This window comes from Gordonia liuliyuniae, assembly GCF_021738805.1.
GTDB classification, from domain to species: Bacteria; Actinomycetota; Actinomycetes; order Mycobacteriales; family Mycobacteriaceae; genus Gordonia; species Gordonia liuliyuniae.
In genome coordinates this window covers 69,749-96,306 of the sequence record NZ_JAKKOR010000007.1, presented here as the reverse complement: position 1 = coordinate 96,306, position 26,558 = coordinate 69,749, and the positions used below count along the sequence as shown (strand labels likewise).

The following is a 26,558-nucleotide window of genomic DNA, read 5'->3' as shown; positions in this document are numbered from 1 at the left end:
CTTTCGCGACGGAAGGCCTACTTCGTGACGCCCTCGATGCGGGCGGCGTCGGCGACAGCCTTGGCGACGGCGGGCGCCACACGCGGATCCAGCGGACTCGGCACGATGTGGTCGGCCGCGAGGTCGTCGCCGACCACGCCGAAGATCGCCTCCGCGGCAGCGAGTTTCATGCCCTCAGTGATGCGGCGGGAGTCAGCGTCGAGCGCGCCGGCGAAGACGCCGGGGAAGGCGAGGACGTTGTTGATCTGGTTCGGGAAGTCGCTGCGGCCGGTCGCGACGATCGCCGCGTACTTCGCGGCGACCTCCGGGTGGATCTCCGGGTCCGGGTTCGACAACGCGAACACGATCGCGTCGGCATTCATCGACGCGACCGCCTCCTCTGCGACCGTGCCTGCCGAGACGCCGAGGAACACGTCCGCGCCGGCGAGCGCCTCCGCCGCGCCGCCCGACAGCTCGCGGGGGTTCGACCACGACGCCAGATCAGCCTTGAACTCGTTGAGGTCGTCCCGGTGGCCGCCGATGATCCCCTTCGAGTCGAGGATCACCACGTCCGGGACGCCCGCCGCCTGCAGGATCTTCGCGCACGCGACACCTGCTGCGCCCGCACCGGAGATCACGACCTTGAGTTCTCCGATGTTCTTGCCGAGGTGCGTCAACGCGCCCTTCAACGCGGCGAGCACGACGATCGCCGTGCCGTGCTGGTCGTCGTGCATTACCGGACAGTCGAGCGCCTCGACGACACGTCGCTCGATCTCGAAGCAACGGGGAGCCGAGATGTCCTCGAGGTTCACTGCGCCGAAGCTCGGGCGCAGACGGATCAGCGTCTCGACGATCTCGTCAGGGTCAGTGGTGTCGAGCACGATCGGAATCGAGTTGAGGCCGGCGAACGTACGGAACAGCGCCGACTTGCCCTCCATCACCGGCAACGATGCGCGCGGTCCGATGTCGCCGAGCCCGAGAACGGCAGTGCCGTCCGAGACGACGGCGACCAGCCGATCGGTCCACGTGTACTTGTCGACGAGGTCGCGCTCGGCGGCGATCGCCCGCGACACCTGCGCGACGCCCGGCGTGTACGCGATCGATAGATCCCGCTGTGTGTCGATCGGCGACCGGAGCTCCACCGACAGCTTGCCGCCCTCGTGTGCGAGGAAGATCTCCTCATTCGTGATAGGCACGTCCGAGAGGCTCGGCTGGCTCGTCGCGCTGTCATTCGATGGACTGGTCACACTTGCTCCTCGATCTCCGGCAACACCGGACGTACTGGGACACGAAAATGTGCGTTCAGCGTATTTCGTGAACGGCCGAAGGAGTGAGCCGAACCACTGTTTGTGAGTGAACCGACAATCTACCGGCGGGTACTCGTTCGCCGCGCACACCCGGCTGCGATAGTATCCATCTTGTGTCTATGACGTATTCAGCGGCGGATCGCGTCTATGCCGATGTAAAGGAACTCATCCTCACCTGCGAGCTTCCCGGTGGGGAACTCATTAGCGAGGGCGAGATCGCAGAGCGCTGCGAGGTGAGCCGCACTCCGGTACGTGAAGCATTCCTCCGGCTAGCCGCCGAAGGCTGGATGCGTCTGTATCCCAAGCGCGGCGCGCTGGTGGTGCCTGTCGGCGACCAGGAGGCGCGTGACGTCCTCGAGGCGCGCGTGCTCGTCGAATCGCACGCCATACGTTCGGTGGTCGGCATGCCGTCGACGCTCGCTGCGCTCGGCGCGCGACTCGACGAGAACCGTCGAGCGCATCAGGCGGTGGACCCGTCCGATGCCGCCGAGTTCGCCAGACTCGACGCGCAGTTCCACCAAATGATCGTTGCCGCCGACGGCAACGCCTTGCTCGGGGACTTCTACTCGTCCCTCGGGGAGCGGCAGCGACGGATGACGGCGGCGCGGCTGCATCTCGGCCGTGAGGTCGTCGACCGCATTCACCACGATCACACCGCACTCGCGGCGGCGATCGCCGACGGCGACGCCGACGGGTTCGCCGGACTGTTGGCGGCCCACCTGGCCGGTGTTCACGACGTCGACGGAGGAGTTCGATGACCACGCTGCGCAACGCCGGTTGGCTCGCGGTCTGCCTCGCCGTGTTCGCGGCGGCGTGGGGCGGCAATGAGTTCACGCCACTGCTGGTCATGTATCGCACGACGACAGACATAGCACCGGTCGTCGTCGACGTCCTGCTGTTCACATATGTCCTCGGTATCGTCCCGGCGCTCCTGATCGGCGGACCGCTGTCGGACCGGTACGGTCGTCGTCCGCTGATGCTGCCCGCGCCGGTGGTCGCCGCGGTCGGCTCGGCGCTCCTCGCCGCCGGGGCCGACTCGGTGCCGCTGCTGGTGACTGGACGCATCGCCAGCGGCGTCGCATTGGGGCTGGCGATGGCCGTCGGCGGCAGTTGGATCAAAGAGCTGTCCGATGCGGACGGCGCGAGCGTGACGGCGGGAGCGCGGCGGGCCGCGTTGAGCCTGACGGCCGGATTCGGCGTCGGCGCGGGCGTCGCGGCGATCCTGGCGCAGTGGGCGCCCTGGCCGGGACAACTCTCCTACCTGATCAACATCGTGTTGTCCGGCATCGCATTCGCAGCGCTCCTGCGGGCACCGGAGTCGCACGCGCCGCGCGACACAGGCCGCACCCTCGGGGAGGACCTTCGTATCCGGTCCGCGCGGCATCCGCGTTTCTGGTTGCTCGTCGCGCCGGTCGCACCGTGGGTGTTCGGCGCATGCGCCGTCGCCTACGCCGTGATCCCCACATTCATGACCGACGAGACATCGAACTGGGCGATCGCGTTCGCCGGACTGTGCTGCGTCGTCGGCCTGGCCGCAGGCTTCCTGATTCAGACGGTGGGCAAGCGACTCGACAAACCCGGATCGCCGCGGACGGGCGTCATCGCTCTGCTCTTCGTCGCCGTCGGACTCGTCTCGGCGATCGTGGCCGCAGCTAACCACGCGGTCGCGATGGCATTGGTCTCGGCCGCCATCCTCGGCTGCGGCTACGGGATGGCGCTGATCTCCGGGCTGCTCGAAGTGCAGCGGATCGCCCGGCCAGACGAACTCGCCGGACTGACCGCCGTCTTCTACGGGCTCACCTACCTGGGTTTCGCGTCACCGGCCGTCATCGCCGCCGTCATGGAGCGCTTCGAATTCATCGGATACGGTGAGATCTTCGGATTCGGCGTCGCGATGGCACTGCTGGCGGTGGTCGTGATGGTGATCGGCAACCGCACCGGGATGGCGGGACCGCACACGATGCGAAGCCAGGTCACCGACGTCGAGTTGACGCACGAAGAGTCGGCATCGAGCCGTTGACGATCAGAATGGACCGGTGGTGGCCGACTGCAGGCGTTTCGTCACTCTCACGTGGCAATGCTGGTTGTTCGCGGTCGGATCCGTGTTCTTCGCCGTTGGGACCGCGCCCGGCTTCCCGCCCGTCATGGGTGCCGCCGTCACGAACATCCTGTGCTTCGTCGGTTCGTGGTTCTTCACGGCCGCCGGACTGATCCAGCTGATCCTCGCCGACCCCGGCGTCGGACGGTGGTCGTCGGCCATTCAGTCACTCGGTACGGTCCTGTTCAATGTGAGCACCGGAGGTGCGGTGTGGGCGCACGCGGTGCGCACGGAGCGGACCGACGTGTGGGCGCCCGACGCGCTCGGATCGCTCGGCTTCCTCGTCAGCGGCGGCCTCGCACTGCTTCTCGTCCAGGCGTGGGCTCCCCGCTCGCGTGACTGGCAGGCCACGTGGATCAACATGATCGGCTGCCTGGCATTCGCAGCGTCGGCCGTCGGCGCCTTCGTCCGCACGACCGGGGTGACGGCGGACGCGCTGCTCGCGAACGTCGGAACGTTCATCGGCGCGCTCTGCTTCCTCGCTGCGGCGTTGATGATCCTGCCGTGCTGGAGCGCAAGGCACTAGCGCTGTCGGTTTTCGCGGGCCGGACTCACTCGTCGTCGTCGGGGAAACCGTTCGGGTTCTTCGACTGCCAGCGCCACGTGTCCGCGCACATGTCGTCGATCGTGCGGGTCGCCGTCCACCCGAGTTCGGCGTTGGCCTTCGACGGGTCGGCCCAGTATGCGGGCAGGTCGCCGGGGCGCCGCGGCACGATCTCGTAGGGTATGTCGCGGCCGCTGGCGCGTCCGAAGGCGGCGATCACCTCGAGCACGGACACGGCGTGGCCGCTGCCGAGATTCCACACCGACAGCGGCTGGTCACCGACGGTGATCTTCTCGAGCGCGGCGAGATGCCCGGCCGCGAGGTCTTCGACGTGGATGTAGTCGCGGACGCCCGTGCCATCCGGGGTGTCGTAGTCGTCGCCGAACACCGACAACTTCTCGCGACGTCCCACCGCCACCTGCGAGACGAACGGCATCAAGTTGTTGGGCAGTCCGTTGGGGTCCTCACCAATCTCACCGCTCGCGTGCGCACCGACCGGGTTGAAGTAGCGCAGCAGCGCGATGCGCCACGAGTCGTCGGCGACCGCCAGATCACGCAACACCTGCTCGATCATCACTTTGGTCCACCCGTACGGGTTGGTCGCCGATGTCGGCATGTCCTCAGTGCGCTCCCGGACCGGGTTCTCGCCGTACACGGTGGCCGACGACGAGAACACGAACGTGCGCACACCGTGCTTGGCCATCGCCGCAAGGACCGAGAACGTGGTGTCGAGGTTGTTGCGGTAATACGAGAGAGGCTTCGCGACCGACTCGCCGACGGCTTTGAAACCGGCGAAGTGGATCACGGCGTCGACCTGCTCGTCGGCGAACACCCGCTCGGTCGCGATCTCGTCGGTCAGGTCAACCGTGTACACGGTCACCGGCGAACCAGACAGGGCGACAAGCCGTTTGACGATGCTCGGCTTGGCGTTGCTGAAGTCGTCGGCGATCACGACGTCGTGCCCGGCAGCCTGGAGCTGCAGGACGGTGTGCGAGCCGATGTAGCCGGCGCCGCCGGTGACGAGAACGCGCATCAGGATCCTTCTCGGTCGAGGATGTTCTGGGTCTGTGCATACGACGCTTCCACACCGTCCTTGACGGGCGCCCACCAGTCGCTGTGACTCCGGTACCAGTCGATCGTGGCGGCCAACCCGGACGCGAAATCGGTGAACCTGGGTGACCAACCGAGCTCGGTGCGCAGGCGTGTCGAATCGATCGCGTACCGGCGGTCGTGGCCTGGTCGGTCGGTCACGAAGTCGAAGGCGTTGCGCGGGCGACCCAACGATTCCAGGATCGATTCGACGACGGTCCGGTTGTCGACCTCGCCGTCGGCGCCGATCAGGTACGTCTCACCCGGCTGTCCGCGCTCGATGATCGTCCACACCGCATCGTTGTGGTCGTCGACGTGGATCCAGTCGCGGACGTTGCGGCCGTCGCCGTACAGCTTCGGTCGAATCCCGGTCAGCACATTGGTGATCTGCCGGGGAATGAACTTCTCGACATGCTGGTACGGACCGTAGTTGTTGCTGCAGTTCGAGATGGTAGCGACGACCCCGAACGAGCGCACCCACGCCCGGACCAGCAGGTCGCTGCCCGCTTTCGTGGAGCTATACGGACTCGACGGGTTGTACGCGGTCTCCTCGGTGAAACGCGCGGGATCGTCGAGGTCGAGATCGCCGTACACCTCGTCGGTGCTCACATGATGGAGTCGAACGCCGTGGCGGCGTACCGACTCGAGCAGCGTGTACGTGCCGACCAGGTTGGTCTGCACGAACGACGACGGGTCGGCCAGCGAATTGTCGTTGTGCGACTCTGCCGCGAAGTTCACCACCACGTCGGCCGCGGCCACCAGCGGGTCGACGACGGCGGCGTCGGCGATGTCCCCGCGCACCACGTGGACCCGGTCCGCGACAGGCGTCAATGTCGACGGGTTGGCCGCGTACGTGAACTTGTCGAGCACGGTGATCGACGCGTCCGGTCGGATCTCGAGGGTGCGCAGCACGAAGTTCGCGCCGATGAAGCCGGCGCCGCCCGTCACCAGGACTCGCATGGATCTCCTTCGTCGTGAACGTCTCGACTCCGTCCGACCAGCAGGGGCGTCGATCGCCAGGGATCGATCAGCCGAGTGGTCGATCAGCGCCGGGACCGTGAACGACTCTACCGATAGGGTTGCGTCATGCGCGGAATCATCCTCGCGGGCGGCACCGGCTCGCGACTGCACCCGATCACGCAGGGCGTGAGCAAACAGCTGGTCCCCGTGTACGACAAGCCGATGATCTATTACCCGCTGTCGACGTTGATGCTGGCGGGTGTCCGCGAGGTCCTGGTGGTGACGGCTCCGCACGATCGCGCGTCGTTCGAGCAGTTACTCGGGGACGGATCGCAGTTCGGCATTGACATCACCTACACCGTGCAACCCGAACCGGAGGGGTTGGCGCAGGCGTTCGTGCTCGGCGCCGACCACATCGGCGACGAGACGGCGGCCCTCGTCCTCGGGGACAACATCTTCTACGGGCCCGGCCTCGGCAACCAGTTGCGCGGTTACGGAGACGTCGACGGCGGCGCGATCTTCGCCTACCGTGTCGCCGATCCGACGGCGTACGGCGTCGTCGAATTCGACGACGCGGGCCGAGCGATCGCGCTGGAGGAGAAGCCTGCGCGGCCGACGTCGCGGTACGCGGTGCCCGGCCTCTACTTCTACGACAACGATGTCGTGGAGATCGCGTCCCGCTTGCGCCCGTCGGCGCGGGGCGAGTACGAGATCACCGACGTCAACGCCGAATACCTGCGACGCGACAAGCTGCATGTCACGGTGCTGCAGCGGGGCACCGCATGGCTCGACACCGGAACCTTCGACTCGCTCCTCGACGCGAGTAACTTCGTCAGGACCGTCGAACAGCGGCAGGGCCTCAAGATCGCGGTGCCCGAGGAGATCGCGTGGCGCCTCGGCTATATCGATGACGCGCGGCTGCGTGACCTCGCCCAGCCGCTCCTCAAATCCGGCTACGGCGCATATCTGTTCGACCTGCTCGACCGCGGACGAGAACTGTGATGCGGGTTCGACCTCTGGGCATCGACGGCGCGTGGGAGTTCACGCCCGTCCAACACGGCGACGACCGCGGCGTCTTCCTCGAAGCGTTCAAAGCGGATGTGCTCGCCGAGACGATCGGCCACCGGTTCGACCTGGCACAGGTGAACACCTCGGTGTCGGCTGCAGGCGCGCTGCGCGGCATCCACTTCGCCGACGTCCCGCCCGGACAGGCCAAATACGTGACATGCACGGTCGGTGCCATCGTCGACGTCATCGTCGACATCCGTGTCGGTTCACCGACGTTCGGGGAATGGGATGCAGTGCTTCTCGACGACGTCGACCGCAGGGCCGTCTACCTCGCCGAAGGGCTCGGGCACGGCTTCTGCTCCCTGCAAGACGGCTCGACCGTCACCTACCTGTGCTCGACCGGCTACAACCCGACAGCCGAACACGGGGTGCACCCTCTCGATGAGGAGTTAGGCATCGAGTGGCCGACCGTCGGCCGCGACGGTGCACCGCTGCACTACGAACTGTCCGGGAAGGACACCGCCGCACCGTCGTTGGCGCAGGCGCGGACTGCCGGGCGGCTACCGGAATTTCCAGCACGCATGCGGTAGCTACTCGGCCGAGAAGCCTGATTCTCGCCGAATACGTGCTAGTAATTGCCGGGCGTTCGTCTACAGAGTCGGATACCGCGGTAGTTCGGGCGTGAACAGCCAGTCCCGCCACAGGTCCTTTAGCGACTCGGAGGTGAACGTCGACGCGAGCGCGATGAAGTCTTCGGTGGTCGCACACTGGTATCGGTACTTATCGGTCCACCGCCGCAGCAGGGCGAAGAACTCGCCGTCGCCCAGCCGGAGCCGCAGCGCGTGCAGAGTGAGAGCTCCGCGTTTGTAGACCCAGTCGTCGAACATGGTGCGGGGGCCGGGATCGGCGAGCGGTGTCGTGAACCTCGTCTGCTGCAACTTCTCGTAGTAGTGGCGGCCCCATTCGTCGGCGGACCGGCCACCGCTGTGCTGACTCCACAGCCATTCGGCGTAACAGGCGAAGCCCTCGTGCAACCAGATGTCGCGCCACCGGGCGCCGGTCACCGAGTTCCCGAACCACTGATGGGCCAGTTCGTGGGCTACGAGCCGTTCATGGTCGCGGGAACCGTCGCAGTGATTGGCTCCGAACGTGGAAAAGCTCTGCGCCTCCAACGGAATGTCCAGCTCGTCCTCGGTGACGACGGCCGTGTACTGCGGGAACGGGTACGGCCCGAACATCTCGGTGAACGCACCGACCATCTGCACCTGGTGCGCGAAGCTCACCTCGAAGCGCTTCGACAGCGACGGTGGGACCAGCGCGTGCACCGGGACCGGCGACGTCGCCAGGGTCCGATGCTCGTACTGGCCGATCTGGATGGACGCGAGGTACGTCGACATCGGCTCCACCTGGTCGTACATCCACGTGGTCTGCGCGGCGCGGCGCTGCTTGGACGCGAGCCGCCCGTTCGCGAGCACGTAGTACGGACTGTCGGTGGTGACCTCGATGTGGAACGACGCCTTCGCCTCGGGGTGGTCGTCGCACGGGAACCACGACGGGGCGCCGTCCGGCTGGTTCGCGCACAGGGCTCCATTGTCGAGCTCCTCCCAGCCGACGTCGCCGAACGGTCCGCGCACAGGCCGGGGCGTGCCGCCGTAGCGGACGACGATCGATATGACGCCGCCCGGCGGGATCGGCGAGCCCGGGGTGATCGAGAGCTTGCCTCCACGATGCGAGTAGCGGGCGCGGGAACCGTTCACGGTGACCCGGTCGACGCGCATCGACGTCGCGAGGTCGAGGGCGAACCGCGTCAACTCCTGGTACGAGGTGGCGGAGATCGTCGCCGTGCCGGACAGACGGTTGCTGGCGACGCGATAGCCGAGTTCGAGAGCGTATCGCGAGATCCGGTAGCCGAGATTGCCGCTGTGCGGCATGTACGGGTCGAGCTCGTGGTGACCGCCCGGCAACGTCGGTTCCTGCGTGTTCCGTTTACTCGGCACTACCTCTCCGTCTGTTGTCCGCGATACGCGTCAACCCTACCGGCGTCGCCGGAGCAGGGACCTGCGTGATCACCGTGTCCACGGCGCGATCGGGTTGCCCTGCCACACGGTGTGGTCCGGGACGACGTCACCGCGCATCACCAGGGACGCTGGGCCGACTGTCGCCGACTCGCCGACACCGGACGCCGGGAGCGCGACGCAGTGCGGTCCGAGGGTCGCGCCCGCGCCGATCCGGACGTGGTCGATCGCCATCACACGGTCGTGGAACAAATGAGTCTGGACCACGCAGCCGCGCTGCACGTTGGCGCCGTCGCCGAGTTCGACGAGATCCGCTTCGGGCAGCCAGTACGACTCGCACCACACGCCCCTGCCGATCGTCGCGCCCAACGACCGCAGCCACAGGGTGAGGGCTGGGGTGCCGGTCGCGGCATTAGCGAACCACGGTGCGGCCACCGTCTCGACGAAGGCATCCGACAATTCGTTGCGCCAGACGAACGAACTCCACAGCGGATGCTCGGACGGTCGGATCGGTCCGACGACCGTCCACTTCGCCACACAGGCCACCGCACCGGCCACCGCGCCCGCGGCCAACAGGATCACACCGCTCAGCAGCACCGCCGCAATCACGCCCCACTTGTCGGCGGCGATCTGCATCGCGAACAGCACGCACACCCCGATCGCGAACGACACCATGACCGCCGTCAGCCGCAGCGTCTCGACGGTCGCCCGCGCGAACTTCACGCCGAAAGCCGGCGCGAAGGTGCGCGCCGAATCGGTCTGCGCCGCGGTGCGTCGTAACCGGACGGGCGGACTGCCCAACCAACTCGACCCGTTCTTCGCCTTCGACGGCGCGGCCGACAGCACCGCGACGAGACCATTCTTGGGAACCTTGCGGTCCGGGGCGATCATGCCGGAGTTGCCAAGGAATGCGCGTTTACCGATCTTCGCCTCGCCGACCCGCATCCAGCCGCCGCCCAACTCGTACGACGCGACAAGCGTGTCGTCCGCGAGGAACGAGTCGTCGCCGACGGTCGTGAACTTGGGGACCACGAGGGCCGTCGAGATCTCGGTGCCGGTGCCGATCGACGCGCCGAGCGCACGGAACCACCACGGGGTCAACAGGCTCGCGTACAGCGGGAAGAGGTAGGTGCGGGCGGCATCCATCATGCGTTCGGTCGCCCACACCTGCCATCCCACGCGGGACCGGACGGGGTGTGTTCCAGCCGTCATCCTGATCGACGCCAACCGGACCCCGATCAAGGTGAGCAGCGCGAACACCGCCATCGCGGCGACGGCGCCGACGGGTGCGAGCGCGAGCATCCGCCACGTCGCGGTGCGCAGACGGTCGGCGGAGACGGCCCAGCTGCCCGCGACGGCGAGGCCGACCGCCAACGAGATCAGCGGGCCCGCGGAGATCAGGAGCGCGGTGCCGCCGTAGACTGCCACCCACCACCGACGCGTCTTCGGACGTTCCGCCGGCCACGTCGGCTTGGCCTTGCCGAGCTTCATCGCGGGGGAGCCGCCCCAGCGCTGCCGGGCCTTCACCTTGCCCGTCACACCGGAGCCGGGGTCGACGATCGCGTCGCGGCCGACGACGGCTCCGGGGAACAGCGTCGAGCGGCTGCCGACGACGGCGCCCGGTTTCACGGTGATCTCGCCGATGATCAGGACGTCGCCGTCGAGCCACCAGCCCGCGAGGTCGACTTCGGGTTCCACGGCGGCTCCGTCACCGATCCGCAGCAGTCCGGTGACTGGCGGCAGCGAGTGCAGGTCGACGTCGTTGCCGATCCGAGCGCCGAGAGCCCGTGCGAGGGTCGGCATCCACGGCGCGCCCGACAGATTGTGCGCACCGCTCGCCGCCATCAGACGCTCGGCGATCCAGAGACGGATGTGGACGCCGCCGCCGCGCGGATACCGTCCGGCGGCGACCCCGTGCAGGAGCAGGCGCGCACCGATCGCCGCGATCGTCATACGGCCCACCGGTGTCACGAACACGCCGAACGCGATGAGCAACGCCCACCAGTTCACGCTGATGAGCCACGGGGCGTCGTAACCGAGCCTGCCGGCCGCCCAGTCGGCGACGTTGTTCGCCACTCCGAGCCAGGTGACCCATTGGACGCCGGTCAGCGTGGCGAGCGGGACCGACGCGACGGTCTGCGCGACACCGGTCGAGAACGGGACGGGCTTCACCTCGCGGGGTTCGACCGCCGCCGTCGGGTCGAGCGCATCGAGCATCTCCGCCAGCGAACCGAGTCGGGGGTGGTCGTAGAGGGCGGCGACGGTGATCTCCGGGTATCGGCTGCGCAACGCGGTGACCAGCTGCGCGGCCGAGAGCGACCCGCCGCCCTCGGCGAAGAAGTCGGCCGTGGGGCTCGACACGTCGACGCCGAGCACGGTGGACCACTGCTGTGCGAGCCAAGCCTCGGTGCTGGACAGATCGGACGGTTCGTCGCCGGAGTCGGTGCCCGGGGCGGGCCAGGGGAGAGCGTCGCGGTCGACCTTCCCGGAGGTGCGGGTGGGCAGCTCGTCCATCAGGACCAGCCGCGGGACGAGAGCGGCGGGCAGTTCGGCTTGCAACCTCGCGCGTGCCGCCGCGACGTCGAAGTCCGGGTCGGTCGACGCGAGGTAGCCGACGAGGAACGCGTTGCCCGATTCGGTGGTGCGGACGGTGACCGCCGCACCGCTGACGCCGGGGAGACTCTGCAGAGCGTTGTCGATCTCGCCGAGCTCGATGCGCCGTCCGCCGATCTTCACCTGGTCGTCGGCGCGGCCGACGAACAGCAGTCCAGCGCTGTCGAGGGTGACGAGGTCGCCGCTGCGGTAGGCGCGGTCCCAGCCGAGCGCCGGCGCCGGAGCATACTTCTCGGCGTCCTTGACTGGGTCGAGGTAGCGGGCCAGTCCGACGCCGCCGATCACGAGCTCACCGGACTCGCCGTCGGCGACGGGTTCGCCGTTCGCGTCGACGACCGCCAGATCCCAGCCGATCAACGGCAGCCCGATCCGGACGGGTTCCCCGCGCCGCAGAGGGGCCGCGCAGGCGACCACGGTCGCCTCCGTCGGGCCGTAGGTGTTCCACACCTCGCGATCGGCGGTGGCGAGCCGGTCCGCGAGTTCGGGCGGGCACGCCTCCCCGCCGAAGATCAGCAGTCGCACCATCTCGAGCGCTTCGGCAGGCCACATCGACGCGAGCGTCGGCACCGTCGACACCACATTAATATCGCGTTTCACCAGCCAAGGGCCCAGATCCATGCCGGACCGCACCAGCGCGCGCGGCGCGGGCACGAGGCAGGCCCCGCTGCGCCACGCCAACCACATCTCCTCGCACGACGCGTCGAACGCGACCGACAGTCCCGCGAGCACACGATCCCCGGGGCCCAGCGGGGCGTCCTGAAGAAACAGGGCGGCTTCGGCGTCGACGAATGCGGCGGCGTTTCGATGGGTCACGGCGACGCCCTTCGGCTTACCCGTCGACCCCGACGTGAAGATGATCCATGCGTCGTCCGACGGTGTCGGGGGCGAGGCGCCGGCCGGAGTGCTCTGCCCGTCGGATTGCTGCGGCGCCACGCGGGCCGTCTGCGGATGGATTCCGTCGGCGTCGATGATCGCGTCGACGTCAGCCTCGTCGAATACCAGGCGGGCTCGCTCGTCGGGATCGTCCGCGTCGACCGGAACGTATGCGGCGCCCGCCCAGAGTGTCGCCAGGATCGCGAGGTACAGGTCGCGGCTGCCCGACGGCATGCGGATCCCGACCCGGTGGCCGCGGCCGACGCCGATCGCCGATAGGCGGCCGCTGACGCGACGGATCAACGCGATCAGTTCCGAATAGGTCACCATCGCGTCGGAGTCGTCGATGGCGGGCGCGTCCGGATGAGTCCTCGCCGTCTCCGCGAGGACGTCGCAGAGGGTGCGAGGCAGCGGTGCCCGATCGGCGAGCAGGTAGGCCGCGGGTATCGGCACGGGGAGCCCTCCGGGGATCGCTCGAACTGTTGAGGTGTCGGACGCGGGCGCGGCACGACAGGCTAATGATGCCCCAGCATCGGCTCCCTCGCAGCGCGGCGAAGTCGGCGACGGTCGTAAGGTGAGGACTGACACTCGATCAGCGGCGGATCACCGCCGGAAGAGGAGACGACGTATGACGCGTAGCAGTGTGGACGAACTGTTCGGATTCGCCGGACTGCTCGACGACGACGAGCGAGCCATCGTCGACACAGTTGCCGCGTTCGGGGCCAAACGCCTGCGCCCGCACGTGGCAGGCTGGTTCGAGGACGGCACGCTCCCGGTCCGCGAACTCGCTCTCGAACTCGGCGAGCTCGGCCTGTTCGGCATGCATCTTCAGGGCTACGGCTGCGCAGGCACATCGGCCACCGCGTACGGGCTGGCCTGTATGGAGTCCGAAGCCGTCGACAGCGGCCTGCGCAGCTTCATCTCCGTCCAAGGCTCGTTGTCGATGTTCGCGATCCACGCGTTCGGCAGCGACGAGCAGAAGGACCAGTGGCTGCCCGCGATGGCGCGCGGTGAGGCGATCGGCTGTTTCGGACTCACCGAGCCCGACTTCGGATCCAACCCGGCGGGCATGCGCACCACCGCCCGCCGTGACGGCGACGACTGGATTCTCAACGGTGCCAAGATGTGGATCACCAACGGGAGCGTCGCCGACGTCGCCGTCGTCTGGGCGCAGACCAACGCCCCCGACCCGCGCGGTATCCGTGGATTCGTCGTACCCACCGACACCCCGGGATTCTCGGCGAACGAGATCAAGCACAAGATGTCGCTGCGCGCCTCGGTGACCGGTGAACTCGTCCTCGAGGACGTCCGGTTGCCGGCCGACGCGGTGCTGCCCGGAGTCGAGGGCCTTCGCGGCCCGCTCAGCTGTCTCAACGAAGCCCGTTTCGGCATCGTGTTCGGTGCGGTCGGCGCCGCACGCGACAGCCTCGAGACGGCGCTCCGGTACGCAGACGAACGCGAGGTGTTCGACAAGCCGCTCGGCGGATTCCAGCTGACCCAGGCGAAACTCGCCGACATGGCGCTCGAAGTCGGCAAGGCGTTCCTGCTCGCCGTTCACCTCGGACGGATGAAGGACGCCGGGACGATCCGTCCCGAACAGATCAGTCTCGGCAAGCTCAACAACGTCCGGGAGGCGATCGCGATCGCCCGCGAATGCCGGACGATCCTCGGCGCCAACGGGATCACCCTCGAATACCCGGTGATCCGGCACGCCAACAACCTGGAGTCGGTCCTCACCTACGAGGGCACCAGCGAGATGCATCAATTGATGATCGGCAAAGCACTCACCGGGTTCGACGCCTTCCGCTGACACGCGGCCACCCCACACCACATCGAAGGAGCCCCATGGCATCGCTCAAACTCGGATTGAAGGCTTCGGCCGAACAGTTCGGCCCCCGTGACCTCGTCGAACTCGGGGTCGCCGCCGAAGAGTTCGGCTTGGACTCGGTGACCGTCAGTGACCACTTCCAGCCGTGGCGCCACAACGGCGGCCACGCACCGTTCTCCCTCGCCTGGATGGCCGCGGTCGGCGAACGGACCGAGCGACTGCAGATGGGGACGTCGGTGTTGACCCCGACATTCCGCTACAACCCTGCGGTCATCGCGCAAGCGTTCGCCACGATGGGCTGCCTGTTCCCCGACCGCGTCATGCTCGGTGTCGGCACCGGTGAGGCTCTCAACGAGTACGCGACCGGCTTCCGCGGCGAGTGGCCCGAGTTCAAGGAGCGCTTTGCGCGGCTGCGCGAATCGGTCCGCCTGATGCGGGAACTGTGGACGGGCGAGAAGGTGAACTTCGAGGGTGACTACTACTCCACACAGGACGCGTACATGTACGACGTGCCGGAGAAGCCGATCCCGGTGTACATCGCCGCGGGCGGACCCGTCGTCGCACGCTACGCGGGTCGTGCGGGTGACGGTTTCATCTGCACCTCGGGCAAGGGCATGGACCTCTACACCGAGAAGCTGATCCCGGCGGTCAAGGAGGGCGCGGCGAAGGCCGAACGCGACTTCGACGGAATCGATCGGATGATCGAGATCAAGATCTCCTACGACCGAGATCCGGACCGCGCACTCGAGCAGACCCGGTTCTGGGCTCCCCTCTCGCTCACCCCCGAGCAGAAGCACAGCGTCAACTCGTCGGTCGAGATGGAACGGTTGGCTGACGAACTACCGATCGAACAGGTCGCCAAACGGTGGATCGTCGCGTCAAACGCCGACGATGCCGTCGCCCAGATCAAGCCGTACCTCGACGCCGGGCTCAATCACCTCGTTTTCCACAACCCGGGAGCTGACCAGCGACGCTTCCTCGAGGCGTTCACCGAGGACGTCGTGCCGGCGCTCCGCTCGCTCGGGTAGGGGTCGGTTAGCTGGTCTCTGCCGCCTCGGAGGGAGCCGGAACTTCAACGGTGGTGGTGTCGGTCACGGTCTCCGTCTCGGTCGCCGTCCGGGTCCGGGTCACGGTGTCCGTCACCGTCCGCGTCCCGGTCTGGCGCTCGGTCGCCGTGTTCTCGCGGGTCGCCGTCGTCGTCTGCGTGACGGTGGTGGCGTCCCCGTCCTCGGTCTCGGTCTCGGTGACGACGCTGGTCACGGTGTGCGCGGGCGTCTCGTTGCGGTCCTTGTTGCCGACGATGAAGAACGCGATGATGACGATCGCGGCCGCTGCGCAGGCGACGGCCGCGATGATCTGCATACGGCGCGCCGCGGCGCTCGCACCCGCTGCGGCTGTCGCGGCGGCCGGGGGACCGCTGTAGAGGTCGTTCGGGATCGCGCCGTACGGTGTCTGCGTCATGTCGTGGGGTGCGGACTGCTCGCGCGAGAGATCATCGCCGCTGGTCCCGGGCTCGTCGGGAGTGTGCGGGGGCGGCGGTTGGGTCAACGGTCTGCTCCTAGTGCGGGGCGGAAATCGGTTCTCGGAGAGTTGTGCGCGCGTTCACTTTACCGTGCTGATTTCTGATCGAACGATCTGGTTTTGGTGAATAGCGCCCTCGACAGTTGTCGGTGCAAGTAGTGTCCGATACGGCAGCATTGCCTCGGCTCCCTCCCCAGCCGACTTCAGATCGTGACGAAACTGATCGAGGTCATATGACGACGATGAACTATGCGCCGACCCGCCCCCGTCTCGGCAGGCCGCTGGTTGCGGCCCGAGAATCCGCTGATGACGTCGGCATCCAGCTCACCCCCCAACTGGTTGCGGCGTGGGAATCGCGACTCGGCGTGGACCGGGCGCGCCTCGCCCGCCCGTCCCGCTTCCTCGGCGCGACGGGGGTGCAGGAGTGGCAAGGCGGCGTCGACATCGTTCCACGCGATCCTGACCAGTTCCGCGCGGTCCGGTTCGACCGTGAGCTGTCGATGACCGCGACGTTCTGCGCACTGCACTCGCCCGCCCGGGTCGCGCGGACGGCAGAACGCATCCAGGCCGATCCGTACGAACTGCTTCTGGTCACGGTCACCTCTATGCGTGGTCGGACCGTCCTGCGCCAGGACGGACGGGAGCACGAGTACTCGGCGGGCGACCTGGTGTTCGTCTCGACGGCGAGCCCCTTCATTCAGACTGCCGCAGGCGTCACTGACCCGTCCGGGCTGGTGATCCCGCTCGCCGTGCTCGGCAAGCATCGGCCGCTCGCCGAACAGCCGCGTCGGCCGATCAACAAGCGGACCCTGCTCTCGCGGGCCGCCGCCGGATTCGTTCGGCGGTTCGCCGCCGACACTGCGGCCGCCGATGTCCCCGCGCCGTCGGCCGACGCCGAGCTCGCGGCCGTCGACCTCATCACCGCGGCATTGGCCGAGCTCGCGTCCGTCGACGGGTATCGGTTGCAGGACGATGCGCTGTTCAACCATCAGTCGGCGATCGACTTGATCGCGCGACGGCATCGCGACCCGGACTTCACGCCGGACAGTATCGCCGCCGAACTCCATCTGTCGCGGCGTCAGCTGTATCGCATCTTCGAGAACACCGACCAGTCGCTGGCGACGCGGATCGCGGACGCACGGGTCGAGACCGCGCGCGAGATGCTCGTCGCCAACCCGTGGCTGCCGGTCGGCAACATCTCAGCGGCGTCCGGGTTCGGCTCGGTCGCGACCTTCCGCAACCGGTTCAAAGCGCGTTACGGCATCGGCCCCGTCGAGTACCGCCAGAGCATCGCGCGCTGACGCCGTCGACGGTGTGACTCGTCGACCGGCGAGTCCACTGTTGACCGGTCTGGCTGTTGACGGGCCTCACACCCTGGGGCATAGTGGGCCGTGGAAAAATAAGCGATCGCTTACTCGGTCTTCGGGATTGCACTCGTGCTCGCCGCTCGCGGCGAATCGCTGCGGCGGCGGGTCGACGCGTGGATCATGTGATCGTCGGCAACCAGTTCCATAGGGAGTGTTCATGACCACGCAGCGCACAGCCATCGTCACCGGAGCGGCTCGCGGAATCGGTGCGGAAGTCGCGCGCCGTCTCGCGTCCGACGGACACGCCGTCGCCGTCCTCGACCTCGACGAATCCGCCTGCCAGAGTGTCGTCGACGAGATCGTCGGGGCGGGCGGCAGGGCACTCGCCGTCGGCGCGGACGTCTCCGACGAGGTCGCCGTCGAAGCAGCGGTCAGCCGTGTCGCAGCCGAACTGGGCGCACCGACGATCCTCGTCAACAATGCAGGCATCATCCGCGACAACCTCCTGTTCAAGATGACCGTCTCCGACTGGGACGCAGTGATGGGCGTCCACCTGCGCGGCGCGTTCCTGATGGCGCGCGAGGTGCAGAACTACCAGACGAAGGAAGGCTGGGGACGCATCGTCAACCTGTCGTCGACGTCGGCGCTCGGCAACCGCGGTCAGGCCAACTACTCCGCGGCCAAGGCTGGCATGCAGGGCTTCACCAAGACGCTCGCCCTGGAACTCGGACGGTTCGGCGTCACCGCGAACGCGATCGCCCCGGGCTTCATCGCCACCGACATGACGGCGGCGACGGCCGAGCGCATCGGCGTCCCGTTCGACGACTTCAAGTCCGCGATGGCCAAGGAGATCCCCGTGCAGCGAGTCGGCGAGCCCGCAGACATCGCGCACGCCGTCAGCTTCTACGCGAGCGAAGGCGCAGGCTTCGTCTCCGGACAGGTGCTGTACGTCGCGGGCGGACCCAAGGACTGAGAACCGACCGCCGCGCCTGCCACCACGTGATCGCAGAGGGAGAGACGATGAAGATCCTCAACGGCCGAGCCGAACTCGAAGCAGCGGTCGGCACCCACCTCGGGTACTCCGACTGGCTGCAGATCGACCAGGAACGCATCGATCGCTTCGCGGAGGCGACCGGCGATCACCAGTGGATTCACGTCGATCCGGAGCGGGCCTCCGCTGGACCGTTCGGATCGACCATCGCGCACGGATACCTGACACTGTCACTCATCCCGATGCTGGTGGGGCAGGTCTACAAGGTCGCCGGGACGACGATGGGCGTCAACTACGGCAGCAACAAGGTGCGGTTCCCGTCGCCGCTGCCTGTCGGTTCGCGCGTGCGCGCAGGCGTCGAACTCGTGTCGGTGACCGAGACAGGAGCGGGGTTGCAGGTGGTGAATCGGGTGACCGTCGAACGCGAGGGCTCCGACAAACCCGTCTGCGTCGCCGAGACCGTATCCGTGATGGCGTTCTGATGGCGCCCGAACACCCCGGCCTCGACCTTGCCGTCCTCGGCGACTGGCTGCCGCGACACGTGGATGGTGCCGGTTCGGACCTGGCGGCGACGCTGATCGCAGGCGGCAAGTCGAATCTGACGTACCGCATCACCGACGGTTCGTCGTCGTGGATCCTGCGTCGGCCGCCGGTCGGCCACCTGTTGGCGACCGCGCACGACATGGGACGCGAGTTCCGGATGATGTCGGCGCTGGCGCCGACCGCGGTGCCCGTGCCGACCATGTACGCGATGTGCGAGGACACCGAGGTGCTCGGCGCACCGTTCTACGTGATGTCCGAGGTGGACGGGGTGCCGTACCGGTCGAAGAGCGAGCTCGGCGCTCTCGGGCCGAAGCGGACACGCACAATCGCCGAACGGCTCGTCGACACCCTCGTCGACCTGCATCGCGTCGACCCCGCAGAAGTAGGCTTGGCAGACGCCGGACGTCCCGAAGGGTTCCTCGGCCGTCAGGTGGAACGCTGGCGCAAACAGTTCGCGGCCGCACGCACGCGGGACCTCCCGTCGATGGAATTGCTGTACACGATGCTGTCCGAGCGGGTCCCCGCCGACAGTGCGCCCGGGATCGTGCACGGGGACTACCGCCTGGACAACGTTCTCGTGACCCCGCAGGACGAGATGGGGGCCGTCGTCGACTGGGAACTGTCGACGATCGGCGACTCGCTCACCGACCTGGCGCTCATGCTCATCTACGGGCGTCTCGCGCAGGTCACGCCGGGTGCGGTCACCGACGCCACAGAAGCGGCGGGGTACCTCACCGAGCAGGAGATCATCGAGCGGTATGCGGCGGGCAGCGACCGCGACCTCAGCGATCTCGGCTTCTACATCGCTCTCGGTTGCTTCAAGCTGGCGGGCATCGTCGAGGGCATCCACTACAGATTCGTGAACGGGCAGACCGTCGGAGACGGCTTCGCGCAGCTCGGCGACGGAGTGTTTGGACTATTGGACGCGGGCATCGCTGCGTTGAAGGAGAACTGAGATGGATTTCGGATTCGACGAGAAGACTCGCGAACTGGTCGACGGCGTAAACGCCTTCATGGACAGTCACGTCTATCCGGCCGAGAAGGTATTCGGTGACCAGCTGGCCGCGCTGGAGGACAAGTGGGCGTGGGACAGCGTTCCGATCCTGACCGAGTTGCGCGCGCAAGCGCGGTCGCGCGGTTTCTGGAACCTCTTCCTGCCCGGCGAGAACGGTGCCGGTCTGACCAATCTGCAGTACGCGCCGCTCGCCGAGATCACCGGCCGGAGCTCTCAACTGGCGCCCGCCGTCTTCAACTGCGCGGCGCCCGACACCGGCAACATGGAGGTCCTCAACGAGTTCGGCACGTCGGCGCAGCAGGCCGAGTGGTTGCAGCCGTTGCTCGACGGGACCATCCGGTCGGCGTTCGCGATGACCGAACCCGACGTCGCGAGTTCCGACGCCACCAACATCGAACTGTCCATCCGACGCGACGGTGACGACTACGTCATCAACGGCCGCAAGTGGTGGATCACCGGGGCGATGAACCCCAACGCGAAGATCTTCATCGTGATGGGCAAGACCGACCCGGAGGCTCCGCGGCACCGACAGCAGTCGCAGGTCCTCGTCCCGCGCGACACCCCCGGCCTCGAGATCATCCGCGGCATGGAGGTGTTCGGGTACGACGACCACAGTCACGGCGGCCACGCCGAGATGAGGTTTACCGACGTCCGCGTGCCGGTCACCAACGTGATCGCCGACGAGGGTACAGGTTTCGCCATCGCGCAGGCCCGTCTCGGGCCGGGCCGCATCCATCACTGCATGCGTGCGATCGGTCTGGCCGAGCGTGCGATCGAGTTGATGTGCGACCGCGCGGCGGGACGTGTCGCCTTCGGCCGACCGCTCGCCGACCAAGGCGTCATTCGTGACTGGATCGCCGAGTCGCGGGTGCGCATCGAGCAACTGCGCCTGCTGGTCCTCAAGACGGCCTGGCTGATGGACACTGTCGGCAACAAGGGTGCGCACAGCGAGATCCAGGCGATCAAGATCGTCACCCCGAAGACCGTCCAGTGGATCCTCGACAAGGCGATCCAGGTGCACGGTGCGGGAGGTCTCTCCCAGGACTTCCCGCTCGCCGAGGCCTACGCGGGCATCCGCACCCTCCGCTTCGCCGACGGTCCCGACGAAGTCCACAAGAATTCACTCGCCAAAGCCGAGCTTCGGAAACGCGCCGACCGCTAGGCGACAGAAGATCGCTCATAAGAACTTCCCGTCGTGGCAGAGTAGGCAATAATGTGCCGATTCAGGTCAGTATTGAGCCAGGTAACCGCAATTCATAAACTTGGACGCTGCGTTAATGGTAGCTGAAATGTAGTTCGAATAATCTACAAAGAGTTTTCCGAATAGTCATCCATGGCTCGTGGCTCGTGCGAATAAACCGGTCAGGGCGTTGAGTGATCGCATTGATTTGTGCATTTTTACGAAGTCTTTGTTTATGATTCTGCGTATGGATACGCCTCCCGGACGGTCTCGGACCGTCATTCGAAACTGCAACCTGTTCAACGGGATCGACGATCGAAAAGTAGTCGGAGCGGATGTCGTATTCTCCGGTACGACCATCTCCGCGGTGTCGACCTCGCCGGTCGCGCAACAGGCTGGTGACACTGTCATCGACGCCGGTGGACGTTTTCTGATGCCCGGCATGAGCGATGCTCACGTCCATCTGATGGGGAACGCCAACAGCTATATGGACTTCATCATGGGGCCGACGGGCGGGCTTTATATCAATACGCTCGCCGAGGCGAAATCTATGCTGCACCGTGGATTCACCACGGTGCGAGACATGGGCGGCGACCTCGCTGCGGTGAAGACGGCGATCGATCGTGGTCAGTTCGAAGGCCCCCGCATCTTCCCGAGTCAAGCGATGATCTCGCAGACGTCCGGTCACGCCGACTTCGCGTTCGTGTACCAGACGCCGCAGGCGTTCGGCGGCGGCCCGAGTCGGACGGAGGAGATCGGATTTACGCGTGTCGCAGACGGCGCCGCGAAGGTATTGACGGCGGTGCGCGAACAACTGCGCAAGGGCGCGACCCAAATCAAGTTGACTGTCGGCGGCGGTGCCGCGTCGATGTACGACCCGTTGAACACGCTCCAGTACACGACCGACGAGATCCGAGCCGCCGTCGAAGCGGCCGCCGATTACGGCACGTACGTAGCGACACACGTCTACACGGTGGAGGGGATCCGTCGGGCGATCGATGCGGGTGTACGGTCCATCGAGCACGGCCACCTCGCCGACGAGGACACCGTCGCGCTGATCGCCGAGAAGGACATCTGGCTGTCGATGCAGCCGTTCGCCGAGCACGACCACTCGTACCCGGATCCGGGGCGAGCGGCGAAGAACGTGCAGATCTGCAACGGCACAGACGCGGTATACGGCTGGGCGCGCAAGCACGGAGTGAAGACGGCATGGGGCACCGACCTCCTGTTGGAGCCCGCGTCGGCGCCGAAGCAGAGTGAGATGGCCGCACGACTCGGCGAGTTTTACACCAACGTCGACGCCCTCAAGATGCTGACCTCGGGCAATGCCGAGCTGTTCGGGATGGCCGGCCCGCGCAACCCGTACGCGGCGCATCAACTGGGCACGATCGCTGAGGGCGCGTGGGCCGACATGCTGCTCTTCGACGGCGACCCGATCGCCGACCTGTCGATCATCGGCAGACCGGACGAGCAACTCAAGGTGATCGTCAAGAACGGCGTCGTCGTCAAGAACGACTTGTAGAACAACGATGACAGAACAATTTCCCGCCGGCTCGTACCCCGACACGGCGGCCACTGAATACACAGGCGGACCCGAATACACAGCCGGACCCGAATACACAGGCGGACCCGAGGACGTCCTGCTCGACGCGCACGGTATCGGCGTCCGAGCATCATGGGGCAAGATCTACGGCCCGGTGGACCTGCGTGTCCGCCGAGGTGGACTCACTGTTCTCGTCGGCGCCGGTGGGCGCGGCCGCACGGCGCTGCTTCTCACGCTTGCCGGCCGGATGAAGCCGACGTCGGGGGTCCTCGAATCATTCGGACAGCGCAACAACGCGCATGGTCTGTTCGCGAGGGCAGCACTCGGGTTCGTCGACGAGGTGGACGGCATCGAACAGACGATCCGGGTCCATGACGTCCTCACCGAACAGCTTCGATGGACGGCGCCCTGGTACAAGTTCGTCGGACAGTCGACACAGGACGACCTCGAACGACTGTGCCGCCCGATCTTCGGCCCGCTGACACTGCCGTCGCTCGACGCCTACGTCGAGGAGCTCCCGCAGCTCACGGCGGCACTCTTCCGTATCGCGATGGCGAACATCCGTCATCCCGAACTCCTGGTGGTTGGGGGCGTCGACAAGCTGTCGAGCGACGGCAGTAGCCGGCTGCTGCTGGAACGCCTCGTCGCGCTCGGACACGAACAGACCGTCATCACCGCGGACGTCAACGGTGTGCGCCCTCAGCCGGGCATTCGTGACGTCCTCGATGTACCCAACCTGACCGACGACGAGTTTGTCCGTCTCGAACGTGAGGACCAGATCCGATGAAGATGCTCGCCGCATTCTCCCCAGGCAGCGACTTCAAGCGGTACTACCGCGGGCGGATGCCACGCCTGGCACTGGCCGTCATCATCCTGATGCCGCTCATGTACGGCGCCCTCTACCTCTGGGCGTTCTGGAACCCGTTCAACGAAGTCGACAAGATGCCGATCGCCCTGGTCAACATGGACGCCGGTGCCACACTCGAGGGCAAACCGCTCGCCGCAGGCGAGCAAGTGGTGCAGGGGCTCGTCGAATCCAAGCAGCTCGACTTGCACGTGGTCTCCGAGTCGGAGGCCGCCGACGGTGTCGCCCACGGCAAGTACTACTTCTCGATCACGTTGCCGAAGGACTTCAGCGAAGCGGTCGTGTCGCCGACCACCGGGAACGCCCGATCGGCTCCCCTGATCTTCACCTACGACGACGCGAACAACTACCTCGCATCGGTTCTCGGCGGCGACGCCGCACAGCAAGTCGTCGCGCAGGTCTCGTCGCAGGTCGGCACCCAGACGTTCGACATCGCGTTCAAAGAGGTCGGCAGCATGCTGCCGCAGGTGACGAAGGCCGTTGACGGGGCGAATGAACTCGCGACCGGGCTGGACACGGCGAACTCCGGCGCGCACGAACTGTCCGGAGCACTCGACGAGTTGTCGGGTGTGGTCACGAAGGTGACCGATCCGCTCCTGGCGGCCACCAGCGCCTCGGGCGGTCTCAGCCCCGCCGAAGTGAAGGCCGCCGCCGTCCGCGTCGGTGAGGGTGCGACGGCGATCAACGAGATCGTGGGTGGAGCTGCCACGACGCAGTCACGCGGGTACACCGCGCTCGACAGCGCGATCACCGGCATGGCGAGCAGCCCGGATCCCGCGATGCGCGCGCTCGCCCGATCGTTGACCCCTGCGCGAGACGCGCTGGCCAACCGGGGGCTCGGCCCGGACGCGAACAATACTGCGACCGCGCTGCTCCACGACTCTCAGATGCTGTCGGCGGCGATGACCACGCCGGGCAGCCAGGTGCACTCGCTCCTGGCGCTCGCCGAGACCGGCGGTCTGCACACCGACATCGAGAAGGCGCGCGGCGACGCAACCGAGTTAAGCTCGGGCGCCGACCAGCTCGCGGCCGGAACCACCAAACTCGCGGCTGGTGCGCACGAGTTGGCCGGCGGCCTCGACGAAGCGAGCAAAGCCATCCCGCACTGGAACAAAAAGCAGCAGGACGCACTGGCGAAGACGCTGTCACAACCGGTGGTGCTGTCCGAGAAGTACAAGAACGAGGCCGGTACGTTCGGCACCGGTTTCGCGCCGTTCTTCTTCTCGCTCGCGTTGTTCGTCGGCGGAATCATCGCGTGGATGCTGTTCACTCCACTGCAGTCCAGGCCGATCGCCCAGGGCCTCAACTCGGTACGGGCGGTGTTGGCGTCGTACGCGCCGACTTTCGGAGTCGGCGTGCTGCAAGCGGCGATCCTCTTCGCCGTCACTGTGCTCGCGGTGGGGCTGCGACCCGCGCACGTGATCGGGACGTTCTTCTTCATGCTGCTGGTGGTCGCGGCGTTCCTATCACTGATACAGATGTTCAACGCGCTGTTCGGGCCGGCCGTCGGACGCGTCGTGACACTGGCGTTCCTGATGATCCAATTGACGTCGGCCGGCGGCATCTATCCGGTCGAGACGACGACGAAACCGTTCCAGTACATCCACTGGATAGACCCGATGACGTACACGGTCAACGGGCTGAGACAGATGATCATGGGCGGGGTGGACTACCGCTTCTGGGTGGCGTTCGCAGTGCTGAGCGGCCTCACCGTCGTGTTCCTGTCGATCTCCGTCCTAGCGGCCAGACGGAACAGGCAGTACACCATGGACCGGCTCTATCCACCGGTCGAAGTGTGATCTGCCGACACCACGCCGACCTGGTCCTGTTCGGCGGACTTCGCTCACAACCGCTCGAGAAATAGGAGACAACACATGTCCGACAACGACTACGACCGCATGATCCTCAGTCCGGTCTTCGACCGGAACGGCGAGACGACCTCGCTTCCGCGTCACGAGCTCCCGGACGCGATGATGCTCCCGAGCACCGCGTACCAGATCGTCCACGACCAGGCGATGCTCGACGGCAACTCGCGGCTCAACCTGGCCACCTTCGTCTCGACGTACATGGACAAGGAAGCCAAGCTCCTGTACGCGCAGACTGTCGACAAGAATATGATCGACAAGGACGAATACCCGGCCACCGCCGAGATCGAAGACCGCTGCTGGCGGATCCTGGGCAATCTCTGGCACAACCCGGACGTTGAGCAGGCCATCGGCACGTCGACGATCGGATCGTCGGAGGCCTGCATGCTGGGTGGACTGGCGCTCAAACGCCGCTGGCAGGGTCGCCGGAAGGCCGAGGGCAAGTCGACCGAGAGTCCGAACATCGTGTTGTCGACGGCCGTGCAGGTGTGCTGGGAGAAGTTCTGCAACTACTTCGAGGTGGAGCCGCGTTGGGTGCCGATCACCGAGGACCATCTGTTCCTCGACGGCCACGACCTGGAGAAGTACGTCGATGAGAACACGATCGGCGTCGTCGCGATCATGGGTCAGACGTACACCGGTGCATACGAACCGGTGAAGGAGATCGCGGCGAAGCTCGACCAGATCCAGAGCGACACCGGCCTGGACGTGAACATCCACATCGACGGTGCCTCGGGGGCGATGATCGCTCCGTTCTGTCAGCCCGACCTGGAATGGGACTTCCGCGTCGACCGGGTCGCGTCGATCAGCACGTCCGGTCACAAGTTCGGTCTGGTCTATCCGGGCGTCGGCTGGATCGTGTGGCGTGACCAAGGAGCCTTGCCGGAGAGCATGATCTTCCACTGCGCGTACCTCGGCGGCGACATGCCGACCCTGGCTCTCAACTTCTCGCGCCCCGGTTCGCAGGTGCTGCTGCAGTACTACCAGTTCCTGCGCCTGGGCCGTGAAGGCTATCGCGCGGTGCAGCAGGGCTCGCTGAACGTGGCGCAGCATCTGTCGTCGGCGATCGCCGAGATCGGGCCGTTCGAACTCGTGAGCAAGGGCGACACCATCCCGGTCTTCGCGTGGCGTATGAAGCCGGGGTACACCGACACGTGGACCCTCTACGACCTCCAGGACCGGTTGCGCATGAAGGGCTGGCAGGTGCCCGCCTACCCGCTCGCCGACGATCTGGCCGAGGTGACCGTGCAGCGCATCGTCGTCCGTGCCGGACTGAGCATGGACCTCGCCAACGCCCTGCTCGACGACCTGCGCACCGAAGTCGAGTTCCTCGAGAAGCTCAGCGGCCCGATGCCGCACGAGGGCCAGACGGCCGCGTTCCACCACTGACCTGTACGAGACGTCCCGGACCCTG

22 protein-coding genes are annotated in these 26,558 nt (G+C 66.7%); 16 read left to right on the top strand and 6 right to left on the bottom strand.

Features of this window, described 5'->3' with window-relative positions; genetic code table 11:
• Positions 1-17: 17 nt before the first annotated feature.
• Complete coding sequence (locus L5G33_RS09325; protein ID WP_372476878.1) at positions 18-1,175, bottom strand: NAD(P)-dependent malic enzyme; 1,158 nt, start codon at positions 1,173-1,175, stop codon at positions 18-20.
• 230 nt (positions 1,176-1,405) lie between these two features.
• Between L5G33_RS09325 and L5G33_RS09320 the strand changes: the two genes are divergently transcribed.
• The 3 genes from L5G33_RS09320 to L5G33_RS09310 are packed head-to-tail and all read left to right on the top strand — an operon-like array spanning position 1,406 to position 3,910.
• Complete coding sequence (locus L5G33_RS09320) at positions 1,406-2,044, top strand: GntR family transcriptional regulator (protein WP_236997903.1); 639 nt, start codon at positions 1,406-1,408, stop codon at positions 2,042-2,044.
• A complete protein-coding gene (locus tag L5G33_RS09315) occupies positions 2,041-3,306 on the top strand; it encodes an MFS transporter (protein WP_236997902.1) in 1,266 nt (421 codons plus the stop codon). The genes L5G33_RS09320 and L5G33_RS09315 overlap by 4 nt, the downstream gene beginning before the upstream one ends.
• Before the next feature lie 19 nt (positions 3,307-3,325).
• The gene (locus L5G33_RS09310) at positions 3,326-3,910 is read left to right on the top strand and encodes a hypothetical protein (protein ID WP_236997901.1); all 585 of its coding nucleotides are present in this window, start codon (positions 3,326-3,328) and stop codon (positions 3,908-3,910) included.
• Between the two features lie 25 nt (positions 3,911-3,935).
• Here L5G33_RS09310 and galE read toward each other — a convergent pair whose 3' ends face one another.
• Positions 3,936-4,961, bottom strand: coding sequence for a UDP-glucose 4-epimerase GalE (galE, locus tag L5G33_RS09305; protein WP_236997900.1), 1,026 nt, complete (start codon positions 4,959-4,961; stop codon positions 3,936-3,938).
• Complete coding sequence (gene rfbB / locus L5G33_RS09300) at positions 4,961-5,977, bottom strand: dTDP-glucose 4,6-dehydratase (protein ID WP_236997899.1); 1,017 nt, start codon at positions 5,975-5,977, stop codon at positions 4,961-4,963. The genes galE and rfbB overlap by 1 nt, the downstream gene beginning before the upstream one ends.
• Before the next feature lie 126 nt (positions 5,978-6,103).
• Here rfbB and rfbA point away from each other — a divergent pair, with 126 nt between their 5' ends.
• Both rfbA and L5G33_RS09290 read left to right on the top strand, forming a co-directional pair.
• A complete protein-coding gene (gene rfbA / locus L5G33_RS09295; RefSeq protein ID WP_236997898.1) occupies positions 6,104-6,979 on the top strand; it encodes a glucose-1-phosphate thymidylyltransferase RfbA in 876 nt (291 codons plus the stop codon).
• The gene (locus L5G33_RS09290) at positions 6,979-7,575 is read left to right on the top strand and encodes a dTDP-4-dehydrorhamnose 3,5-epimerase family protein (RefSeq protein WP_236997897.1); all 597 of its coding nucleotides are present in this window, start codon (positions 6,979-6,981) and stop codon (positions 7,573-7,575) included. The genes rfbA and L5G33_RS09290 overlap by 1 nt, the downstream gene beginning before the upstream one ends.
• Positions 7,576-7,635: 60 nt before the next feature.
• On the opposite strand, the gene L5G33_RS09285 is transcribed toward L5G33_RS09290, so the two are convergent.
• Positions 7,636-8,916, bottom strand: coding sequence for a M1 family metallopeptidase (locus L5G33_RS09285; protein ID WP_236998211.1), 1,281 nt, complete (start codon positions 8,914-8,916; stop codon positions 7,636-7,638).
• 135 nt (positions 8,917-9,051) lie between these two features.
• A complete protein-coding gene (locus L5G33_RS09280; RefSeq protein ID WP_236997896.1) occupies positions 9,052-12,939 on the bottom strand; it encodes a Pls/PosA family non-ribosomal peptide synthetase in 3,888 nt (1,295 codons plus the stop codon).
• A 175-nt stretch (positions 12,940-13,114) separates the two neighbouring features.
• On the opposite strand from L5G33_RS09280, the gene L5G33_RS09275 reads away from it, so the two are divergent.
• On the top strand, positions 13,115-14,296 hold the full coding sequence (locus L5G33_RS09275; protein WP_236997895.1) for an acyl-CoA dehydrogenase family protein: 1,182 nt from the start codon (positions 13,115-13,117) through the stop codon (positions 14,294-14,296).
• A 35-nt stretch (positions 14,297-14,331) separates the two neighbouring features.
• Positions 14,332-15,342: a glucose-6-phosphate dehydrogenase (coenzyme-F420) gene (gene fgd, locus L5G33_RS09270; RefSeq protein WP_236997894.1), complete on the top strand. Its 1,011-nt coding sequence runs from the start codon at positions 14,332-14,334 to the stop codon at positions 15,340-15,342.
• A gap of 7 nt (positions 15,343-15,349) precedes the next feature.
• Here the strand turns inward: fgd and L5G33_RS09265 are convergent, their stop codons facing one another.
• The gene (locus L5G33_RS09265) at positions 15,350-15,862 is read right to left on the bottom strand and encodes a hypothetical protein (protein WP_236997893.1); all 513 of its coding nucleotides are present in this window, start codon (positions 15,860-15,862) and stop codon (positions 15,350-15,352) included.
• Positions 15,863-16,068: 206 nt separating this feature from the next.
• Here L5G33_RS09265 and L5G33_RS09260 point away from each other — a divergent pair, with 206 nt between their 5' ends.
• The 9 genes from L5G33_RS09260 to gad all read left to right on the top strand — a co-directional run bounded on the left by L5G33_RS09260 (position 16,069) and on the right by gad (position 26,533).
• Positions 16,069-17,136: a helix-turn-helix domain-containing protein gene (locus tag L5G33_RS09260; protein ID WP_236997892.1), complete on the top strand. Its 1,068-nt coding sequence runs from the start codon at positions 16,069-16,071 to the stop codon at positions 17,134-17,136.
• A gap of 223 nt (positions 17,137-17,359) precedes the next feature.
• Positions 17,360-18,115 (top strand): SDR family oxidoreductase, encoded by a 756-nt coding sequence (locus L5G33_RS09255; protein ID WP_236997891.1) that lies wholly within the window; start codon positions 17,360-17,362, stop codon positions 18,113-18,115.
• A 47-nt stretch (positions 18,116-18,162) separates the two neighbouring features.
• Complete coding sequence (locus L5G33_RS09250) at positions 18,163-18,615, top strand: MaoC family dehydratase (RefSeq protein ID WP_236997890.1); 453 nt, start codon at positions 18,163-18,165, stop codon at positions 18,613-18,615.
• Positions 18,615-19,631 carry a phosphotransferase family protein gene (locus L5G33_RS09245; protein ID WP_236997889.1) on the top strand — a complete coding sequence of 339 codons (1,017 nt, stop codon included), beginning with the start codon at positions 18,615-18,617 and terminating at the stop codon, positions 19,629-19,631. Before L5G33_RS09250 ends, L5G33_RS09245 begins: the two co-directional genes overlap by 1 nt.
• A gap of 1 nt (position 19,632) precedes the next feature.
• On the top strand, positions 19,633-20,853 hold the full coding sequence (locus tag L5G33_RS09240; RefSeq protein ID WP_236997888.1) for an acyl-CoA dehydrogenase family protein: 1,221 nt from the start codon (positions 19,633-19,635) through the stop codon (positions 20,851-20,853).
• Between the two features lie 265 nt (positions 20,854-21,118).
• Complete coding sequence (locus tag L5G33_RS09235; RefSeq protein WP_236997887.1) at positions 21,119-22,393, top strand: metal-dependent hydrolase family protein; 1,275 nt, start codon at positions 21,119-21,121, stop codon at positions 22,391-22,393.
• A 7-nt stretch (positions 22,394-22,400) separates the two neighbouring features.
• The gene (locus L5G33_RS09230) at positions 22,401-23,201 is read left to right on the top strand and encodes an ATP-binding cassette domain-containing protein (RefSeq protein WP_236997886.1); all 801 of its coding nucleotides are present in this window, start codon (positions 22,401-22,403) and stop codon (positions 23,199-23,201) included.
• A gap of 2 nt (positions 23,202-23,203) precedes the next feature.
• Positions 23,204-25,078, top strand: a complete 1,875-nt coding sequence (locus tag L5G33_RS09225) for a YhgE/Pip domain-containing protein (protein ID WP_236998210.1) — start codon at positions 23,204-23,206, stop codon at positions 25,076-25,078.
• A 75-nt stretch (positions 25,079-25,153) separates the two neighbouring features.
• Positions 25,154-26,533: a glutamate decarboxylase gene (gad, locus tag L5G33_RS09220; protein WP_236997885.1), complete on the top strand. Its 1,380-nt coding sequence runs from the start codon at positions 25,154-25,156 to the stop codon at positions 26,531-26,533.
• Positions 26,534-26,558: the final 25 nt, after the last annotated feature.

What these genes read in the sequence shown, in the direction of transcription:
- L5G33_RS09255 (WP_236997891.1), top strand. Translation starts at nt 17,360, where the DNA reads ATGACCACGCAGCGCACAGCCATCGTCACCGGAGCGGCTCGCGGAATC.
- rfbA (WP_236997898.1), top strand. Translation starts at nt 6,104, where the DNA reads ATGCGCGGAATCATCCTCGCGGGCGGCACCGGCTCGCGACTGCACCCG.
- L5G33_RS09245 (WP_236997889.1), top strand. Translation starts at nt 18,615, where the DNA reads ATGGCGCCCGAACACCCCGGCCTCGACCTTGCCGTCCTCGGCGACTGG.
- gad (WP_236997885.1), top strand. Translation starts at nt 25,154, where the DNA reads ATGTCCGACAACGACTACGACCGCATGATCCTCAGTCCGGTCTTCGAC.
- L5G33_RS09230 (WP_236997886.1), top strand. Translation starts at nt 22,401, where the DNA reads ATGACAGAACAATTTCCCGCCGGCTCGTACCCCGACACGGCGGCCACT.
- L5G33_RS09240 (WP_236997888.1), top strand. Translation starts at nt 19,633, where the DNA reads ATGGATTTCGGATTCGACGAGAAGACTCGCGAACTGGTCGACGGCGTA.
- L5G33_RS09225 (WP_236998210.1), top strand. Translation starts at nt 23,204, where the DNA reads ATGCTCGCCGCATTCTCCCCAGGCAGCGACTTCAAGCGGTACTACCGC.
- rfbB (WP_236997899.1), bottom strand. Translation starts at nt 5,977, where the DNA reads ATGCGAGTCCTGGTGACGGGCGGCGCCGGCTTCATCGGCGCGAACTTC.
- L5G33_RS09275 (WP_236997895.1), top strand. Translation starts at nt 13,115, where the DNA reads ATGACGCGTAGCAGTGTGGACGAACTGTTCGGATTCGCCGGACTGCTC.
- fgd (WP_236997894.1), top strand. Translation starts at nt 14,332, where the DNA reads ATGGCATCGCTCAAACTCGGATTGAAGGCTTCGGCCGAACAGTTCGGC.
- L5G33_RS09315 (WP_236997902.1), top strand. Translation starts at nt 2,041, where the DNA reads ATGACCACGCTGCGCAACGCCGGTTGGCTCGCGGTCTGCCTCGCCGTG.
- galE (WP_236997900.1), bottom strand. Translation starts at nt 4,961, where the DNA reads ATGCGCGTTCTCGTCACCGGCGGCGCCGGCTACATCGGCTCGCACACC.
- L5G33_RS09320 (WP_236997903.1), top strand. Translation starts at nt 1,406, where the DNA reads ATGACGTATTCAGCGGCGGATCGCGTCTATGCCGATGTAAAGGAACTC.
- L5G33_RS09290 (WP_236997897.1), top strand. Translation starts at nt 6,979, where the DNA reads ATGCGGGTTCGACCTCTGGGCATCGACGGCGCGTGGGAGTTCACGCCC.
- L5G33_RS09250 (WP_236997890.1), top strand. Translation starts at nt 18,163, where the DNA reads ATGAAGATCCTCAACGGCCGAGCCGAACTCGAAGCAGCGGTCGGCACC.
- L5G33_RS09285 (WP_236998211.1), bottom strand. Translation starts at nt 8,916, where the DNA reads ATGCCGCACAGCGGCAATCTCGGCTACCGGATCTCGCGATACGCTCTC.
- L5G33_RS09235 (WP_236997887.1), top strand. Translation starts at nt 21,119, where the DNA reads ATGGATACGCCTCCCGGACGGTCTCGGACCGTCATTCGAAACTGCAAC.
- L5G33_RS09260 (WP_236997892.1), top strand. Translation starts at nt 16,069, where the DNA reads ATGACGACGATGAACTATGCGCCGACCCGCCCCCGTCTCGGCAGGCCG.